Below are 20,045 nucleotides of genomic sequence, written 5' to 3' on the forward strand. Positions count from 1 at the left end.
GCCCGGTGCGGTCGAAGGCAACATTGTTAAGAAGCCTTACCACCATACTCAGCCTTACCATTTACAAATTATAAAATGCAACAGCGTTCTCTCCCATTATTGCTTTTTGCTCGGAAGTACTTAACGCCTGAATAAAATCACTAACGATGTTTTTTACGGCGCTATAATTTCCAGCCACCAGACAAACCGGCCAATCAGATCCATACATTAAACGTTCGGCTCCAAAGGCTTCCAAAACCAAATTCATATACGGATGCAATTGCTCTGTAGTCCAGTTATTATAGTCCGCTTCAGTAATCATACCCGACATCTTGCAGTGTACATTTTCATGCTTAGCCACTTCTCTCATCAAAGTAGCCCATCCATAGAAGAAGCCATCTTTGATATAGGGTTTAGCGATATGATCGATAACAAACTTCTGATGTGGAAAGTGTTTAACAAATTCCAAGGTAGCTCCCAATTGGTGCGGAAAAATCAGAATATCATAGGTATACTCGTACTTTTCTAAAAAAGAAATTCCTCTTAGAAAATCAGGGCGTAGCAAGAAGTTATGATCGGGTTCTCCTTGTACCACATGACGCCATCCTTTTAATTTTTTCTCCAAATGATAGCGCTCTAAAACATGATCTATGCGCTCATTTCTCAAATCTGCCCAACCTACAACGCCCTTAATAAAATCATGCTCAGATGAAAGATCTAAAAGAAAATCGGTCTCCGCTAAGGTTTGGTCTGCCTGCACTGCAACACAACCGTCAACCCCGTTTTCAGTATATACCTTTTGTAAATCGGCCGGTAAAAAATCGTCACGTATGACAGCCATCTCATCATCTATCCAGACATGTTTTATTGGTTCATATTTCCAAAAATGCTGATGTGAATCAATTATCATTTGGTAAATTTTTTATAGTTGCAAGCACTCCATTAGTTTCGATTGAAAGGATATTTTGAGAGATTGTTTCTACCATCCCTTCAAATTTAGTTAAGTCTTTTCCCCAAATTGAGGTATTACTCAAAATAATTCCTACTAAAATATTCATTTTCAATTCTTTATTGTCATATTTCTCCCAATTTGACGCAAAGAAATATAAAATTTTAGCATCGTCTTTCAGTTCAATTCGTTCTCCTCCGAATTCGCCTTTATAAAATCGAATGAGCGCTGAAAGTCCGAAAACTATTCGTTGTGGAAGACTTCCAGTAGCTATATAATAATCTGTTAAGCTGGGTAGCAACCTAGCAACAAATTTAGAAGTACTATTCAACGATATACTTATTAATTGATGCTTTAGCAAGGGGTTTCTAAATCTATCTAAAACATCTTCGACGAATTTATTCAAGACGCTTTCAGGAAAGTTTAAGGTCGTGATGCTTTCCCTTCTCAAGAGTGACTCAACGAAGCCGCTAACCACATCATCATCCATAACATCTTTTACCAAACGTAGTCCCGCTAAATATCCTACGGGTACCATTGAAGTATGGGCACCATTCAAAATACGCACCTTCATTTCTCGATAAGGTGTTAAATCATCAACAAAGGCAACATTCAAATCAGTCTGGTCAAAAGGAAGCTCTTTGGCTACTAGCTCCGGGCCTTTAATCACCCAACTGTGATAGTATTCTCCTGCAACCAACAGCTTATCTTCATAGCCCAGTGTAGATTGAATTTTGACGACTCGTTCGGCAGGATAGCCTGAAACTATTCTATCAACTAAGGTGCTGCAAAAGTAATTGGCTGTATATATCCAATTCACAAAATTGCCATCGAGATTCCAATGTGCTGCATATTGCATTATGGCGGCTTTAAGTGCTTCCCCATTGTCTTCAATAAGTTCACACGGTAAAAGAATGCAACCTTTGGAGACATCATTGCCGAAATGTTGAAAACGTTGATACAACCAAATCGTCAGTTTTGCCGGAAATTCTTTAGGCGGCATATCTTCAAATGTATCGGCAGGATCAAACTTTATTCCGGCTTCTGTTGTATTAGATACAACAAAACGAATGTCAGGGTTTTTAGCCAATTCGAGATAGGCATCCCACTCGGAATAGGGATTCACAATTTCTTGAACACAATCGACCAGTGTCATATCTGCTATTGGCATACCCTTTTTAATTCCGTCGAGAATTACGGTAAACAAGCCATCTTGCGATTTTAGCATTTGATAATCACCTCTTTCCGTGGGTTTAACGACCACGACTCCGGCATTGAAATCTGTTTCCTGATTTAAAACATGTACCATCAAATCTACAAAAGCTCGAAGAAAATTGCCTCCACCAAACTGCAGCACTTTGAGAGGCCGTTTTTTTGTATTATTCGTTGCTTGTCGGTTTAAGTTTTTCATGCATAAACATTAGGGTTCAGGATCATGGAGATAAGCTTTACTTCCCGAACCCAAAGATTGACAGCCTCAATGGTGTGTGATACATTGAAGCCCGTATTACTTTATAACGATATTCCCCGTTTCCATGGAATAAAATCATCTTGTGCCAGACGCACAGCAGCAGGAATTACTTCTCCGCTTGCCACCTTGATAATATATGCTAGGAGTTCTTCTCCTTTTGACTCGATAGTATCTTCACCCGTAATAATAGTTCCGGTATTGAAATCAATAATATCTTTCATCTTTTCGCTCAAAACATTGTTGCTAGACATTTTGATTACCGGAGCGACAGGGTTTCCGGTTGGTGTGCCCAGGCCAGTAGTAAAACATATAATATTACAGCCAGAACCGGCAAGACCAGTTGTACTTTCCACATCGTTTCCAGGAGTACACAAAAGATTGAGTCCTTTTTTAGTGCATTTTTCGGTATAGTCTAAAACATCGGTCACCAAAGATGTGCCCCCCTTTTTAGCTGCACCGGCAGATTTCATAGCATCAGTTATAAGTCCATCTTTTATATTTCCAGGTGAGGGATTGTTTTTAAAAGCTGAACCCAAAGCAATGGCCCTAGCAGCATAGGTATCCATGAGATGCGCAAATTTTTCTTTGTTTTCTTTAGATTCACAGCGATTGATTAGTTCTTGCTCTACACCATTCAATTCTGGAAATTCAGACAACACCGTTGTGGCACCCAAGGCAACCAATAAGTCAGAAGCATAGCCTAAAGCGGGGTTAGCCGATATGCCTGAAAAACCGTCAGAACCTCCACATTCAAGACCCAAAGTTAAGTGGTGCAAGGGAGCAGCTTTCCGTTCTGTTTTATTCGCCTCTATTAAACCCAAAAATGTCTTTTTTACCGCCTCTTCTATAAAGTGACGCTCACTCTTACTTTTTTGCTGTTCTAAAATATGTAGTGGCTTTGAGAAGTTTGGGTCACGTTGATTGATACTTTCCAACAAGTTCTTCACCTCGGCATTTTGGCATCCCAAGCTCAAAACAGTCGCTCCGGCAACATTGGAATTGGTAATATAACCAGCCAAAAGACTGGTCAAGGTTTCCGAATCTAAACGAAAGCCGCCACAACCGCCATCATGGGTCAAGAATTTGATTCCATCTATGTTTGGAAAGATCCTATTCTGTTTGATGTCTTCAGGCGTTCTAATGATTTCAGTAGACATCAATTCATCTGTGGAGGCACCATTTTGGTGCGCCTTGATCAAGGTATTCGTATCTACCATAAAATCACTCATGGTATGGTAGCCCAATGATTCTTGCAAGGCAGATTTCAACACCTCAACATTGCGATTTTCACAGAAAACCATGGGAATGATAAGCCATTGATTCGCTGTACCTACGCTGCCATCGGCTCTATGGTAGCCGTTAAAGGTGGTATCTTTCCATTTAGTAACATCGGGTGCCTTCCAACTGTACTGTGTTGAACTCACAGCATACTCCATTGAGGCATGTACACAATTGTCCATCGATATGCTTTGCCCTTGAGCGATGGGCTTTGTAGCCTCCCCCACTAGAACCCCGTACATGACAATTTCGTCTCCTTGGGCAAATTCTTGAAAAGTGAATTTATGTTTCGCAGAAATACGCTCCACAGCCTTAAAAGAATTGCCTTCAAAATAAAGTTCATCTCCTTCCTCAATGTCACGCAACGCTGCTAAAACATTGTCTTTCGGATGGATTCTTAGGAATGTTTGACTCATCTGATATTATTATCTTAAAACGCGTCTGATCAATTAAAAATTGACGGTTGCTTTAATTACCCCAGTTGCCGGATTTAACCAACTACCAAAATTAGCGATCATCTCGGTACAGTCTACATTGTGCGTAATAAAAGAATCCACAGGAAACCTGCCTTTTTCCAATACCGAAATCACATGTTCAAAGTCTTCTAGTGAAGCATTTCGACTGCATAAAATGGACGTTTCTTTAGCATGTATGGCTGGATGGGTAAAGGTCAATTCTCCTTTGTTCAAACCGACTAAAACATAACGCCCGCCATGCGACATGTAGTCAGGACCGCTTTCCAAAGCTCCTTTATGGCCCGTTGCGTCAAAAACTGCTGTAGCCATATCGCCATTGGTAATTTCACTGATATTTTGAAGCGCATCATCCCCTGCTAGAACCATATGGTCAACGCCAATAACATCTTTAGCATATTCCAAACGTTTTTGGTTCATATCTAGCGCTATGACCTTAGCCCCGGCAATTTGGGCAAATTTCATAAGTCCTAATCCAATAGGGCCACAACCAATAACAACAATAGTTTCACCCTCTTCTAGTTGCGCACGTCTAACCGCATGTGCCCCAATGGCAAGTGGTTCAACCAAAGCCATTTGATCATCGTTAAGATTTTTAGCAGGTATCAGAATATCGATGGGCACTGCAATATGTTCTTGCATGCCCCCATCAGTATGTATGCCTAAAACTTCCAAACTGATGCAACAATTTGTTTTTCCCTTTCTGCACGCTACACATTTTCCACAGCTGAGGTAAGGCATTGCTACAACATTGTCGCCCGTTTTAAGTCCCTTGTCGTTTTCACCTATCTCTTCTATTCTAGTCGCCAACTCGTGCCCAAGGATCCTTGGATAGGTAAAAAAGGCCTGATTGCCTGCAAAGGCATGTAAATCAGTTCCACAAATGCCTACTTTGGTAACTTTCAATAGTGCTTCATCTTTCTTTTTTATTGGAGTATCCTTTTCTTTAAGAACAAACTCTCCTGGCTTTTCGCAAATTATATATCTCACAGTTCTTTTTTATGGAAGTCTAAATTTAAGTATTTGTTTTCTATCTTAACTTCAGAAAAATGTTAGAAAAAAGCGCACCATAGGTTAGACAGACCGTGGCACGCTTAAATCAAGTACTAACTACTTGCACTAACTATTTTGAAAGAGGGTTACAAGCTAATTTCAATAACATGGGCAAAGTCTCCTGTTTTTTCACCCATATCGGTAATCGATAGTACCTCCTCTTTTTGACTAAACTTCAGTTTGGCGTCACTTCCTAAAAGTCGCACCCCCTTGATTTCAATATTTTTGGCATGTTCGCTTGTACTTCCTAAAGCTTTTACATTGACTTTTCCGTCTACAGGCCAAGCTAATACTATCGCATACAACTTATCACCTTTATGTGTAAAGCGAATATCTTTTGAGGTAAAAAAGCCTTGTACATCGTGTTCAGACATATACCCACCCTTTTGTTTTGTGGGTCCCTCACCAAAAATTTTCCAATATTTGGTATTGTAAATAGCTTCTCCATTCACCGCTAACCACTTACCAATTTGCAATAAGGTTTCCTTCTGGTCTTCGGGAATTGTACCATCAGGTCGAGGCCCGACATTCAATAAAAGATTCCCGTTTTTTGAAACTATATCAACAAGGTCATCGACCAATTCATTTGCCGTTTTCGGTTCTTCATTGGTTACATACCCCCATGACCTCTTTCCAATAGACGTATCGGTCTGCCAAGGTAACTCACGAATACCAGGAAGCTTTCCCCGTTCCAAATCATAGATCACGCTTCCTTCAGGAAAGGCTTCGTGAAAAAGGTTTTTATCATTGATAACCACTTCTTTTCCCCATTCAATACCCTTATTATAATAATAAGCAGCGATCTTTGGTCTGTACTCCTCATAATCGGGAATGTCTAAATAGAAATCAAACCAGAGGATCTCGGGTTTGTAATTATCAATCAAATCGGTTGTTCTATCCCACCACATTTGCTTAAACTCTTCTGACACAGGGGCGGTTATATCCTTTCCTTTGGGGGAGTACAAATCAGCATACGCTGGGTCTACCGTATCAAAATGATCTTTTTTATTATAAAAAGACCAATTAAACGCATAATGCGATGAAGCGCCCATAACCAGACCTTGTTTGCGCCCTTCTTCAAAAAGTTCACCTAATATGTCGCGCTTGGGGCCCATATTCGCTGCATTCCATTTGGTAGTTTTTGAAGCAAACATGGCAAAACCATCGTGGTGGTCCGCAACGGGCACAACATACTTTGCTCCAGCCTTTTTAAAGAGGTCTATCCACTCGACCGCATTAAACTTCTCTGCTTTAAACAATGGGATAAAATCTTTGTAACCAAATTGCTTCTGATCACCCCACTTTTCCTTATGATACAAATAGGTTTCGTTTGGGCCTTCCTTTTGTAACTTTAATTGAGCCGTAAAAGTTGCGGTATCCATGTACATTCTTCTTGGGTACCATTCTGAACCGTGCGCTGGGACAGAATAAACGCCCCAATGAATAAATATGCCAAACTTTTTCTGGTTAAACCATTCAGGGTCCTTGTAATTTTTAAGGATAGATTCCCAATTTGCCTCAAAATGGGTGATCGAATCATTCGTAAAGTTTTCAGTAACTTTCTTATCTGCTTTTGACCCACAAGACGAAAAAATGGAAGCTATTAAAAGGAAAATACTCAATCTCTGTATTAAAATCATGCGCTGAAGGTTGGTTATCACGGCAATATAGCCTTAGTGCTACCGCTAAATTGAAACTTTTAGGATAAACCATAAATATCTCATGTCTCAATAAATACAACAAATGGTTATTCGCTATTTTTGAGAAGCATTTTACCTTTGAATCAATAAAAATCAAGCTTTTTTACAGCGAAAAGCCCATAAAAAAAAGAATAATGGAAGCGATACAAGATTTAGCAGACATACATCAAATGGTGACACGTCTGTTTAAGCTTCCAAAGTCTTCAGAAGAATGGGATCAATATCGACTAAGTAAAGAACAGCTATCCTATTTTCAGGAGTATGGTTACATCTCGGGCATCAAACTTTTGAACGAAGATCAAGTCGAGATATTACGCCAAGAACTGGCAGAAATCGTAGACCCCAAGCATCCCGCACATGAATTGTTTTATGAATTTCATAGCAATGAATCTGAAGATCCTAACTCGGTTTTGTTTCATTCCTTAGGCCATTGGCGCATTGCTCCTGGCTTTCATGATGTATTGTTTAATCCTGCCTTTCTTATGGCTGCCCACCAATTATTGGAGAACAAGCCTGTTCGGTTTTGGCACGATCAGTTGTTTTGTAAGCCAGCGATGCATGGAGGCGTTGTAGCTTGGCATCAAGATTATTCTTACTGGACGCGCACTATTGCTATGCAGCATTTGACTTGTTGGACAGGTCTCGATGATGCTACCACTGCCAATGGATGCCTGCACTACATTCCCAAAAGTCATAAATGGGGATTGCTTGATGCCCCTTCCCTTTCTGGAGATATGGATGGGCTCATGCACTACCTATCTGAAAAACAAAAAAAAGAGTTCAATCCGATTCCCATAGCATTGCAATCTGGATATGCCACTTTTCACCATCCGCTGATGGTACATGGTTCGTATGAAAACAAATCTGCAATGAGTCGAAGGGCTTTTGTATTGAACGTTTTTGCAGATGGTACCCTAAGCAATACCAATGATGAGCTTTTGGCTGGAGTACCGCCTATTGCAAAGGGTAATAAGATTGAAGGGAAGTTTTTTCCGCTGTTGTTTGAAGGAATTCAATGAAAATGCAACATAAATACAATGAATGTACAGAATGTTAACAATTAAAATAGCTTTTAAAAATATGAAAAACTACGGCGTTATTTTGTTTTTAGTCTTCATCCTAATTGCATGTAAGAAAGTTAAGAAAGAAAGTGTAAAACCTACAGAAGCGGAAACTGAAATTGTAAAAGAATCTAATATTTCATCTGACTTCTCCATTGAGATTTTAGATGATGCAGCGTTAGAAATAATTGATCCAGTAACACCTATTGAAGTATTAGCCAGCGGTTTTGAATGGACCGAAGGCCCACTTTGGGTTGAAGATGGAAAGTATCTTTTGTTCTCTGACATCCCCAACAACAAGGTATATAAACTAGACAGTCAAAACGACACCATTACCTACCTCCACCCTTCTGGTTTTTCAGGTGAGAATTTTACTGGAAAAGAACCCGGATCAAATGGTTTGTTATTGAGCCCTAAGGGTGATCTGATTCTTATGCAACATGGTGATCGAAGCGTTTCTAAAATGGATGCACCTTTACATGCGCAGGCAGCAACCTATGCTCCTTTAATCGACAACTATAAGGGCAAAAGACTAAATAGCCCGAACGATGGGGTCTTCGATTCCATGGGAAACCTATATTTTACAGACCCTCCTTATGGTCTACCGGAACGCTTGAACGACCCAGAAAGAGAACTTGATTTTCAAGGAGTCTATTGTTTATTAACCTCTGGGGAATTGGTTTTGGTAGATTCTAAGATTAAATTTCCAAATGGCATCGGTCTATCTCCAGACGGTAGAGCGCTTTATGTTGCAGAATCAAACCCTGAAAAGGCTGTTTGGTACGCCTATCATCTCGTTGCTCCTGGTAAAACAAAAAACAGAACCTTGTTGGCAGACGCCACCCATTTGGTGGGTAAGGAAGGACAAGATGGGCTTCCAGATGGTTTAAAAGTTCATTCTAACGGAACGCTGTTTGCTACAGGGCCTGGGGGAGTATGGATTTTCGATCCAAGAGGGAAAATATTGGCCAGAATTAACACCGGGCAAAAAACAGCAAACTGCGCATTGACAACTGATGAAAAAACCCTTTTTATGACAGCAGATGATTACATCTTATCGGTGGCATTAAAATAGCTCAAAAATTTTCCATTTGGGTAATGGCCTCATCTACGGTTTTTACGGGTAATTTACAGGTACTGTTTTGACATACATAGATAAAGGTCTCGTCTTCAATATAGCGGTCTTTAAACAAAGCTGCTTCACTTGCAGAGGTACTGCCAACAATCAATGCATTTGGAATATGTTTTTCTTGAAGTTGTTTTATCAACCGTTCGGCGTCGTTACCTACAACCGCTATTTCAAAATAAGGATATGTTGTCTTTGCTAAAAGTTGATTCCAATGAGCATAACCGTCAGGGTATTCATTTACTCTGGGGAGCATGGTGGTCAGCATCGTTTTGGCCTTGTCTAAGTAGACTGTATTATACATAATATGACCAAGCTTTAAAAGATTATGCGCCATCACTGCATTTGCCGAAGGAATGTCACCATCATTGGTCTTGATAATTTTTGAAATTAGCTCCTGTTGCTTAGTGAATGTGTACATACCGGTTGATATATCCTCAAAATCTCGTTCTACAAGCTCAGTTAACTCTTGCGAAAAGTTTAGATATTTTATATCTGAGGTAGCACTATACAACTCCAAACTCGCATCGGCTAAAAACGTATAATCTTCCAAAAAACTTGCACGTTGTTTGCTTCCTTCCTTGTAGGAATGCAGTAATTCTCCACTTGAATAGCTTTTTGATTTTATAAAGTCATAGGCAGTTATTGCGTTATTTAAGAATGAAGCTTCTCCAAAGGTTCCATAGGCTTGTGCCAATCCTTTGATTAATAATGCATTCCAAGAAGTTAAAACTTTATCGTCGGTATTTGGGCGTATCCTATTTTGTCGCTCTTTTAAAAGCTTAGCTTGCCATTTTGATTTTAACTGCTTGAAATCTGTTTGAGAAATTCCATTTTCAGTTAAGAAACCTTTTTCGTCTCCAGAGGTATACAAAATATACTTGTCATCTTCCCAAGCATTGGGTTCTTGAATATTAAAGTAGTTGCGAAAAAGATCAAAATCATTTCCTATTGCAGACTTTAATTCTGCTATTGTCCAGACATAGAATTTTCCTTCTTCCCCATCGCTATCTGCATCTAAGGTGGCATAATAGCCTCCTTGGGAGTTTTTCATTTCACGATTTAAAAAAGTGACCGTTTCTGACACGATTTCTTTATAAGAAGGTTCTCCAAAAATGGCATAGGCATTCGAGTATAGTCCAATGGCTTGTGCATTGTCATACAGCATTTTTTCAAAGTGAGGCACTTTCCATTGCGGATCTGTACTGTATCTAAAAAACCCACCTCCGATATGATCGTAAATACCACCATTAGCCATTTTGTCTAAGGTATTTTTGACGTGTTTCAAGGTTTCTTCATCTTGTGTCAATACGGCATAATCCAATAAAAAATCCAATGCGTTAAAAGACATGAACTTTTCACGCCCCTTGTTTCCGCCAAGTTCCAAATCCCAATTGGGTTTCCAGTTTGATATACTCGTTTCCAAGGATTCTTGTGTCAGGTTTTCGAATTCAGAGGATACCTCTAAAAGATTGGTCTCTTGAATTCCTTGCGATAAATTGTCGGCATAAGAATTGGCCTGCTCCCGATTCTCTCGATAAAGGGCATCAATTTTCAGAAGTACTTCGCTCCATTGCTCCTTTGGAAGATAGGTTCCTAAATAAAGAGGCTTGCCATTTGGAAGCGTAATGGCGTTCAAAGGCCAACCACCGTTTTGACCTAATAACTGTATGGCGGTTTGGTATACCTGATCCACATCTGGTCGTTCTTCGCGATCTACCTTTATACTTATGTAATTTTCATTCATCATTTGAGCCACTGCCTCATCTTCGAAAGTCTCTCGTTCCATGACATGGCACCAGTGGCAAGAAGAATAACCAATACTTACCAATACCAATTTATCTTCCTTTTGAGCTTCCTCAAATATTTCAGGGCTCCACGCTCGCCAATCTACGGGGTTATGCGCATGCTGCAATAGGTATGGGCTAGTCTCATGAATTAAATCATTTGTATACGCATGTTGGGCGTCATCCTTACGGGTTTGCTTACAAGAATACACAAGACATACGAGTACTAATACCACCATTTGTGCCCAATACCGACCTTGTTCTAAAACCTTCATAAATTATACATCTTTGAGTATGGTGCTAAAGTACTACAATGCACTAAAATAGAAATCACTTCTACTTTTATAATTTTAAGATACCAGACCAGATAAAAAAGTTAATCAAAATAGACTTACTGGACTTGTAACAAATAACAGCAATATGTGTTTACACAACATTTATGTAAGAATTAACAACATTTTATTTCATTATTTGTAAGAAATATCCGATTTTTGGACTTTGGTTATAAGCGTTAAGCTATACTTTATAGTTAGCTTGCGTTCAATTTGGTTGAATAGGTGAAATTCGAAGGGACATGAATTTCAAACGAAAAGAGGGCTTTGCCCTCTTTTCTATTTCGCTAACTATGGCAACAGTCTAGTGTTGTGAGACTCACAGGGCTGGTCATAGCGGGGTAAAACCCAGACGCCGTATTCGTAAGAATGCGGCGTTTTTATAACATAATCTTAAGCCTTCATCATACACGCACCAGTAAGCGAATAAGTGGGTTTGGGCCTTTCAATTGTCTTTTGGGAAAAAGACTGGTGGACACCTGCTAAATATAGATTTTACAAAGGTGCAGTTCCAATAGCAGTAAAATCGTAGATTCATTCTTTACGCTCTATATTCAGAGAGTGAATAGCCCAGAAAAATGGAAATGTATTGCCGTAGCATTAGCAGAATACTGCAATGGGGACTTCCAAAGATGGCACCAAGCACTTATTTGCAACATAGAAACATCATACAGGCTCCTAACCCACAACATGCGCTTCTAAAGCTTCAAATACTTGTGTTGGACGTATGACCTCTGTTAACTTTGAAGTTGGGTTATTGGTAATAAAAATAGGATAATCAACGGTATCGTCAGGAATTCTTCCATGAGATCCCTTTATCAAGGTGGCGTCTATAGGTATAATATTCATTACGGTTCTAAAGCCCAGTTTCTTTCCAATCAGCTTGGCAATAACTTTTGGCATTACAAACAAATCTTTCGGGTCTGTAAGCATTTCAACCGGATCATAGCCCGGTTTTTTATGAATATCAACCATGCGTGCATAATCTGGTGCCTTGCTGTCATCCAACCAAAAATAATAGGTAAACCACGAACGAGAATCGGCTACGACTACCAAATCGCCACAACGATCATGACCTATATGATACTCCTTTAATGCTTGACCAGAAAGTACGTTTTCAACTCCTTCTATGCCTTCAAGTAGCTTTTTTATCTGCGGTGCCAACGATTTGTCGTTCAAATAGATATGTGCTATTTGATGATCAGCCACAGCAAACGCCTTACTCGCGCCTGCATCTAAAAGTTCAAGCCCGCGTTCTGTTCTAATATTGAGATAACCTTCCTTGCGAAATACACGGTTCAAATGAATAGGACGGTCAACATTTGTAATACCGTATTCGGACAGTAAAATAACATGCGCGTTCTGTTGCTCATAGTAGTCTACCAATTGTTTTACTACCCCGTCTATTTCTTCAAGATCTTTTGAAATTTTATTGAAATCCAATCCGAAACGCTGCAGGTTGTAGTCTAGATGCGGTAAATAAATCAGTGTAAGGGTAGGATCATGTAATTTATCTGTTTTGATACTCGCATCTGCAATCCATTGCGATGATTTAATAGTTGTTTTTGGGCCCCAGAAATGAAATAAAGGAAAGGTTCCCAGTTCTTCTTGCAATACATCACGTAATTCGGCAGGCTGCGAATAGCAATCAGGAATCTTTCTACCATCGGCTAAATAATTTGGGCGTGGCGTAACACTGAAATCTGCTGTTGAATACATATTGTACCACCAAAACATGTTGGCGCAGCTAAATTTCTTATTGCTACTTTTAAGCTTATCCCATATTTTTTCACTTTCAACCAGTTTGTTCGATTGCCTCCAAAACTTTATTTCGCACTCATCTTTAAAATACCATCCATTGCCAACGATACCATGTTCATCAGGATACTTACCGGTTAAATAGGTTGACTGGGCGGAACAAGTTACTGCAGGGAGCACTGGAGTTATGTACGAAGCCTTCCCTTTTTCAAGAAACGATTTTATAAAAGGTGTATGCGCACCAATTAGGCGCTTGGTCAATCCTACAACATTGATAACAACAGTCTTATGCATTAGCTTACACCTTTTCTTTTAACCAATTGATTTCGCGAACAATAGATTCTGACAAATCTCTTTTTAGTTCTTTTGGAAGCACATCCCAAGTATAGGTTTCTATTTCCAAATGTTCGGAAATCTTATTGATTTTCAGATAATCGATTACCTTGACGATATGGTCTTGGGTAGAAAACAATTCACCAAATTTTTCCAAAAAAATCGGAACATGAAAATGTGCACGTAGCTCAGAGAAGGTATTTCGCTGTTCTAAAACCACCGGCAAATCGCTATATGTTTTTACCTGATCAGTTGTTTTCTCGGTTACCTGATGCAAATAGGTCGGTTCATCAAACCGAGTTAAAGACTCCCAAATTGCGTCTTTTCTTGCCTCGTTATATATAATTTTTAATGCCGCGCTCACTTGAATCTTACCCACACGAATTCCAGCATTTGCAAACTCAAGAAAAGTGGTTTCGGGTTCTTCGTACGCTAAAGAAAAATGACAAATGTCATAACACACCGTTATGTAACGCTTTATCAAAAGTTCCGCTTCTGCGGCCTCAAGGTTTAGTTTTTCGTATAAAATTTTAGTTCCAATCGGCACTAAATAATCTTTGTAAAAATGCAATACCTCTTCCGTATTTTCTAGGAGTCCATCTGGTTCGGGCTCTATGTCTAGATGCAAATATTTTTTTGAGTTGTGTTCAATATGATGCAATTGCAATACAATTTGCACAAAATTCCTTCCCGCTATTTCAAATGTCTTATGCCGATCATCTTCGGACGGATGCCAGTATTTATAGCTGATTGGGGAGGTGGAAATACCGCCTTCTATTCCCTCAGGAATCAAGGAAGCAAGCTGATCAAAAAGCCGCTTGGTATAATCAACACGTTCATTGGTCGTCCAATCTGGAGCGTGTACATTATCTTTTACACGAACGTCATGAAAGTTTCCGTATGGAAAACCGTTCATAGTAAAAACATAGACCCCGTTTTTTTGTAACCACTCCTTGAATTCAGCCAAATGATTGCCTTCATTTAGTTCTTCGCTCGCGATATTGGAGAGTCTTAATCCAAGTCCGAAAGGTACATCATGCGCAACTTCACGTTTTATGCCTGGGACAAATTCTTGCAAACTATTAAATGTACTTTCCCAATTTGAGCCTGGGTGTATGTTGGTACAATAAGTAAGGTGATAGGAATTGTTGACTAACATTTTAAAGTTGGGTTGCTTGGCAAAATTCGTTTAACGCAGTGACCGCATTTTTCATAACGCCCTTGTCTATGCTATTTACATCGTGTTTCTCTCCTATTGCCGTAATGAGCGTAATACAAAGTTCTCCTCCTAAGTGCTCTTGAAATTCTTGAATGCCCACCAACAGATCCTCAATTTTCTCGTCGGTCTCCACTGGAATTTGCAGATCAAACCCCACTTCTAGTAACACTTGCAAAATACGTGTTCGCGTGACCTCGGTAATCAAACCGCTTAAGCTCGAATAGGTTACATCGAGCGCAATACCCTTGGCAACGGCCTCACCATGTCGTAGGGCGTAATTCGACATATGTTCCAATCTGTGAGCGGCCCAATGACCAAAATCAAGGGGTCTAGAAGATCCACTTTCGAAAGGATCTCCGCCCTGCGCGATATGATGCATATGCATTTCAGCACATTTATAGATTACATATTGCATGGGTTCCAAAAGGCGTTCTTTTAGCTTTTCGGCATTTTTCTCAAGAAAATAGAAGAAATCAGCATCTTTTATCAAAGCTACTTTCACAGCTTCAGCGATTCCAGAAATCCAATCACGCTGTTCTAAAGTACGAAGAAAACCAGCATCATTGATAATGGCATATGGCGGGGCAAAAGTACCCAAGAAATTTTTCTTGTCGAATATGTTAAAACTATTTTTTACGCCGACAGCAGAATCATTCTGCGAAAGTACGGTAGTCGGAATTCGGATGAGTTTAACCCCACGATGCGCTATTGAAGCGGCATAACCAACCATATCAATTAAGGCTCCTCCACCTACGCCGACAACGAAAGAATGTCGGTCTATATGTTGTTCGTTAATTCCCTGTAAAACCCGTTCTACGCTCTCATAATTGTTTTTACATTCTTCACCTCCTGCAAGCACAATACTTTCGGTATGTTGAATATGCTTTGGGTAAGCACTACAATAGGTACGTATGTCATCTAACAAATTTGGATGATTCGTACTCACCCCATCATCGATTACGAATAGCAGTTTAATTCTTTTCCCTTTTTTGTACCCGTCAAAAATAGTCGCAAACAAGGGATTGTTGCTATCGAAGAGACGTTCCGTAAAATGCAATTTATACGTATAAGCAACGGAAAAAGATTGTTCTATAGGTTTCAATGGCTTCAACTTGTGGATTAGGTAACGGCAAAAAGTTTTGACAAAAATATGGACAATGGAAGCAATAACAATAACAATATGCCATACCACCATACAGAAAATCCTACGGCCATGGCAGCATCTAAAACGATTAACGAAAGTACGCCGGCTACGACCGCTTTTTTTATTCGCTCGGGTGAATTCAATTGGTAGGCTTTTAGCAAGGGCTTAAATACCAAAAATGCAAAAAGCAATAGAAATGGTATGGTTTGCCAAAAATTTGTTGTTTCCTTCATTACAATAGTAACAACGGCTGAAATCACCGTTGCGTATAATATGCCCGCCCAGATAATATGGATCTTATTGTTGCCATGAACCTCTCCCCTGCTAATTAGGGTTATGGCAAAGATATAGGTTAGCGGTATTAGCGCGTAGTACCAATGGTTGATTTCGCCCAAAATTGACATTCCCAATATCAAATTTAGTCCGCGACAGAGTCCCATATTCAGCGGACCTAAAAAACCATTTTTCTTTGAGTATCCGTCGTAGAGTACAATGGCAAAAGCAAGGCCTAAAGCAATAAACCCACTTCTTTGATTGACTAAAAATGCCAAAACAATACCAATAACCAACAAAACTATTCCAAAGAATGCTGCAGATTTCAAAGGAATCAATCCACTTGGTATGGGTCTTTCTGGGCGTTCTAGTTGATCAACTTCAAGATCAAAAACATCATTTAAGACCACACCACCAGCATATAAAAAAACTGAAGCAAAAACTAAGCATACCAAGAAACCCACTGGAATAGAAGCCGTTAAGACTCCCGCTAAAGCGGCACCAGCAAAAATATCGGCAGCAGCTGTGGGTAAATTTGCAGGTCGCATTAGTTGCAAATAACCCTTTAGAACACTCCGCATTAGTGAATTTTATCAGTCTTCTCCACTTTAGGGTCTTGCCCCCTTAAGACACTATTATTATTAAAAAGTTCGGTTTGATCAACACCTTTGGCATTCAACCAATCTGATTCTTTCATTTTTCCATTTTTCCCAAAGGCATCCAGCGCATTTTGATAACAAGTTTTTACTACATGTTCTTTGGCAATTCCACTCTTTAGCATTAGGGCAGCAGTTTTAGGAACAGCAAGAGGATCACTGACACCCCAATCTGCCGAACTATCAACGATAATGTCGGTGCTCCCATACTTTTTCACTACCTCCACCATGCGTTCATTTCCCATTTTGGTATTAGGGTAAATGGTAAATGCAGCTAAAAATCCCCTATTCAATACTTCTTCGACGGTCTCTTCATTATTATGGTCGATAATAACCCTTGATGGATCTAAACCATGTTCAAGGCATACCTCCATACTCCTAATAGTACCGGCTTTTTTATCACGGTGAGGCGTATGTACTTGAACAACCATACCCAACTCTTTTGCCAGCTCTAATTGAATTCTAAAGTACTTGTCTTCGGCAGCGGTTTGATCGTCATACCCAATTTCTCCAATGGCAACAACATTTTCCTTATGTACATAAAGAGGTAATAATTCGATGACCTGCTCCGCCAAGGCCTCATTGTTTGCTTCTTTAGAATTCAACCCTATGGTGCAATAATGTTGAATACCAAACTGACTCGCACGAAAAGGCTCCCAACCAACCAAACTACTGTAATAATCTTGAAAAGAACCCACCTTTGTACGGGGCTGACCCAACCAAAACGAAGGTTCAATAAGTGCAACTATTCCGGCATTTGCCATTGCCTCATAGTCATCAGTTGTTCGCGAACTCATATGAACATGAGGGTCAATAAACATCATTTTTTCTTCCATTATGCTTCTTTTAGGGTTTCCCAACTTAGCTCTTTATCCTCTATTTGTTGTAACAATTTTTCTTGTCCTCTCAATAGTTCTTTGGCAGCAGGGTTTTCTGAATAATAACAACATAAAGCTCCTGCTCTATTTTCAAACGGATTCTCGCTACCAAGCAAACGTTCCATATCTTTTAAAAGTGAGCTGCCTATGAATTTTGGTATTGGTCGCCAAAAATCAGGGTCGATTTCTCGCCCCGCGGCCCATCTTTCATGGGCGTAATCTGAAATAATTCGGGCTAAATCTTCGTTCGCCCTTTTATCAATGTCAGATATGGCCCCTAAGTCTCCCTGCATAAAAGCGGTTTTGAGATACATTTGGTTCCATTGATGGTCATCAAAAAACAGCGAAGGATACGGGTTATTGTATGCAATAGCGTTGAAAACGGTCGAGATATTTGTTCGCAGGGCTTCCACTGCGCTTGCCTTAAAATCTTCCGCATTCGGCAACACTATCAAAAACTTTAAAAAAGTTTCCATTTCACTTGTATCCGCTACCTCTATAATTTTGGCAACTTTTGAGGTAAAAAATGTTTTATTGGCTTCCAATACCCTACTTAACAAATAAATTCGCGCAATTTGGTGGCTATTGGCGCTTTGAACAACGAGATATTTTTCTAAATCTGAATTTGAAGGTGAAAGGTTTAAGTTCGCTACCAAATCAATTTTGGATGGAATCAAACTATAGGTTAAGTACAAGTCTTTAGCAGATTGATTGCTCACGATTAGTTTGATTTTTTCTTCTAACCAATCTCTTGATTCGTTAACGACATGGCCATTCAGAATCTCTGCTAAAATCTGGCCAGGGTTTTCTAGTTGCATTGTACGATAGTTTGATTGTAAAATCAGCGAAACAAGTGTAAATTCAAGTATTTCTGACTAAAAACTTTATCAAAAATAAAGCTAATTCTTAAATAACGAAAAGAAGAATAAATTCGTACTTAGCAAGACGTATGAATACGATATGAAATTGGCATTTTACCTCATAGGGTTCTCAGCAAACAGCTTTGCGAAATCTCAAAACCGAGAACAAATTAGATCACACTCGAAATACCCGTTCAAAGTAACTGCCTATCTCTTCGACGAGCTCCTCTTTGTTTTGGTCAATCTCAATGCCAGAAATTATGTTTGCCAAGCGCTTTTTGTATTCGAGTTGCATCATTCTACCTATCTGAATGCGCTGTGCTTGAGGAGAGCCAGCGCCATGCATGCTTTCTGTAAGATACCCTACAGCATTTCTTCCCATGGTCATATTTTCGATCAAACGAAGTGTTCGAATTCTATCTTCGGTATCTACATCTACTTTCCCTCGAAGGTATTTCTTTAATAATTTCCCTATTACCGGATGATTCAGATCTTTTTCAGAGGGTAAGGTAGAAACCAATCCACCGCCCAAATCTTGAGCCATCCTACTTATTTCAAACGGAAGTTTGGTCACATGGTGCTTGCATACATTTGCCAGCATATCATCAGATATAAAATTTCCTGATTTGGTTTGGTACCCTTGATAGGAAGCTGCAATTCCTGTTCCGTAAACCGTTTCATTGAGGTGTGTCATTTCCACCAGTTTGTCTTTGATATGCGATACCTTGGTCAAACCGTTCATCTCGGCAATCGCAGCAGCGGCACCGATAAGCACATCTCCTACGCCCGACTTGCACACGTAGCTTCTTCTGTGATAATTGGTAAAACGCTCTACTAACAGGGCCGCATATTGGTATTCTCCATCCATAAAAATCAAATCATTAGGAATGAATACCTGCTCGAAAATAACCATTGCTTCTTGTCCGCCATACTGAGAATTTCCAACATCAATAGTTCCATCTTCACTTCGGGTATCACAAGACTGCCTGCCGTAAACATAGGTAATGCCTTTAGCTTCGACCGGCACAGCTCCAACCACGGCATAGTCAGTATCGTTTTCACTCAATCGCATCGTGGGCATGACCATCATATAATGTGAATTGATACAACCCGTTTGATGTGCCTTAGCTCCCGTAATATAAACCCCTTCATCAGTGCGTTTTGTGATATGCACAAACATATCCTTATCTGCCTGTTGATGTGGCGCAAGACTTCGATCTCCTTTTACATCGGTCATAGCCCCCCCAACCACATAGTTGTAGGTGTGCATAGTTTTTAAGAATTCCTTCATTTTAGAATGATAGGTCGTGCCCAACGCTTCATCCATTTCGAAAGTGACCGAATACAATGCGTTAAAAGCATCCATACCAACACAACGTTGAAAACACGTTCCGGTAAGTTGCCCTAGCTTGCGCTGCATTTTGTTTTGTTTCACCAAATCTTCCGCGCTCAAACACACATGTAAAAAACGACTCACAGGTTCGCCGGTAAAAGGAGAAATCACCGAAGCCAATTCAGGATTGCTGACCGCCAGATCATAGGTTTTTGCCAATGCATTTATCGAAGGTCGAATGATTTTATTGTCAACGGGCTCCTCAACTTCCTCACCGAAGAGATAAACCTGTAGACCTCTATTGCGGAGAGAGTTTATGTAATCTTCTCCGGAAATTATTTTTTTGGGATTGTTCTCGTTTGCCATGGTCACCTAAAAGTAG

At 39.8% G+C, this 20,045-nt stretch carries 15 protein-coding genes; 2 read left to right on the top strand and 13 right to left on the bottom strand.

All coding sequences use genetic code 11. From position 1 onward, the window contains the following. Positions 1-61: 61 nt before the first annotated feature. From ABJN95_RS15235 to ABJN95_RS15255, 5 genes are all read right to left on the bottom strand, one after another. Positions 62-889, bottom strand: coding sequence for an amidohydrolase family protein (locus ABJN95_RS15235; RefSeq protein WP_348371471.1), 828 nt, complete (start codon positions 887-889; stop codon positions 62-64). Continuing rightward, entirely contained in the window at positions 879-2,339 is a 1,461-nt protein-coding gene (locus ABJN95_RS15240) for a tagaturonate reductase (RefSeq protein ID WP_348371473.1), read from the bottom strand. Before ABJN95_RS15240 ends, ABJN95_RS15235 begins: the two co-directional genes overlap by 11 nt. A gap of 101 nt (positions 2,340-2,440) precedes the next feature. Continuing rightward, positions 2,441-4,093, bottom strand: coding sequence for an altronate dehydratase family protein (locus ABJN95_RS15245; protein WP_348371476.1), 1,653 nt, complete (start codon positions 4,091-4,093; stop codon positions 2,441-2,443). A gap of 33 nt (positions 4,094-4,126) precedes the next feature. Next, positions 4,127-5,140 (bottom strand): zinc-binding alcohol dehydrogenase family protein, encoded by a 1,014-nt coding sequence (locus tag ABJN95_RS15250; RefSeq protein WP_348371477.1) that lies wholly within the window; start codon positions 5,138-5,140, stop codon positions 4,127-4,129. A 149-nt stretch (positions 5,141-5,289) separates the two neighbouring features. Further along, complete coding sequence (locus ABJN95_RS15255; protein WP_348371480.1) at positions 5,290-6,843, bottom strand: alpha-L-fucosidase; 1,554 nt, start codon at positions 6,841-6,843, stop codon at positions 5,290-5,292. Positions 6,844-7,037: 194 nt separating this feature from the next. On the opposite strand from ABJN95_RS15255, the gene ABJN95_RS15260 reads away from it, so the two are divergent. Continuing rightward, the gene (locus tag ABJN95_RS15260) at positions 7,038-7,922 is read left to right on the top strand and encodes a phytanoyl-CoA dioxygenase family protein (RefSeq protein WP_348371481.1); all 885 of its coding nucleotides are present in this window, start codon (positions 7,038-7,040) and stop codon (positions 7,920-7,922) included. 61 nt (positions 7,923-7,983) lie between these two features. Beyond that, positions 7,984-9,039 carry an SMP-30/gluconolactonase/LRE family protein gene (locus ABJN95_RS15265; protein ID WP_348371483.1) on the top strand — a complete coding sequence of 352 codons (1,056 nt, stop codon included), beginning with the start codon at positions 7,984-7,986 and terminating at the stop codon, positions 9,037-9,039. 1 nt (position 9,040) lies between these two features. Here the strand turns inward: ABJN95_RS15265 and ABJN95_RS15270 are convergent, their stop codons facing one another. The 8 genes from ABJN95_RS15270 to ABJN95_RS15305 form a co-directional block, all read right to left on the bottom strand. Further along, positions 9,041-11,152 (bottom strand): thioredoxin domain-containing protein, encoded by a 2,112-nt coding sequence (locus tag ABJN95_RS15270; RefSeq protein ID WP_348371485.1) that lies wholly within the window; start codon positions 11,150-11,152, stop codon positions 9,041-9,043. Positions 11,153-11,887: 735 nt separating this feature from the next. Next, the gene (locus tag ABJN95_RS15275) at positions 11,888-13,261 is read right to left on the bottom strand and encodes a nucleotide pyrophosphatase/phosphodiesterase family protein (RefSeq protein WP_348371486.1); all 1,374 of its coding nucleotides are present in this window, start codon (positions 13,259-13,261) and stop codon (positions 11,888-11,890) included. A 4-nt stretch (positions 13,262-13,265) separates the two neighbouring features. After that, the gene (gene eboE, locus ABJN95_RS15280; protein WP_348371488.1) at positions 13,266-14,459 is read right to left on the bottom strand and encodes a metabolite traffic protein EboE; all 1,194 of its coding nucleotides are present in this window, start codon (positions 14,457-14,459) and stop codon (positions 13,266-13,268) included. A 1-nt stretch (position 14,460) separates the two neighbouring features. Then, positions 14,461-15,621, bottom strand: a complete 1,161-nt coding sequence (locus ABJN95_RS15285) for a 3-dehydroquinate synthase (RefSeq protein ID WP_348371490.1) — start codon at positions 15,619-15,621, stop codon at positions 14,461-14,463. Between the two features lie 17 nt (positions 15,622-15,638). Continuing rightward, positions 15,639-16,517, bottom strand: coding sequence for a UbiA-like protein EboC (eboC, locus tag ABJN95_RS15290; protein ID WP_348371491.1), 879 nt, complete (start codon positions 16,515-16,517; stop codon positions 15,639-15,641). Beyond that, a complete protein-coding gene (locus ABJN95_RS15295; RefSeq protein WP_348371493.1) occupies positions 16,517-17,428 on the bottom strand; it encodes a TatD family hydrolase in 912 nt (303 codons plus the stop codon). Before ABJN95_RS15295 ends, eboC begins: the two co-directional genes overlap by 1 nt. Next, positions 17,428-18,288: an EboA domain-containing protein gene (locus ABJN95_RS15300; protein WP_348371495.1), complete on the bottom strand. Its 861-nt coding sequence runs from the start codon at positions 18,286-18,288 to the stop codon at positions 17,428-17,430. Before ABJN95_RS15300 ends, ABJN95_RS15295 begins: the two co-directional genes overlap by 1 nt. A 217-nt stretch (positions 18,289-18,505) precedes the next feature. Continuing rightward, the gene (locus ABJN95_RS15305; protein ID WP_348371497.1) at positions 18,506-20,029 is read right to left on the bottom strand and encodes a 4-hydroxyphenylacetate 3-hydroxylase N-terminal domain-containing protein; all 1,524 of its coding nucleotides are present in this window, start codon (positions 20,027-20,029) and stop codon (positions 18,506-18,508) included. Positions 20,030-20,045: the final 16 nt, after the last annotated feature.

This window comes from Maribacter sp. (genome assembly GCF_039974175.1).
Taxonomy (GTDB): Bacteria; Bacteroidota; Bacteroidia; order Flavobacteriales; family Flavobacteriaceae; genus Maribacter_C.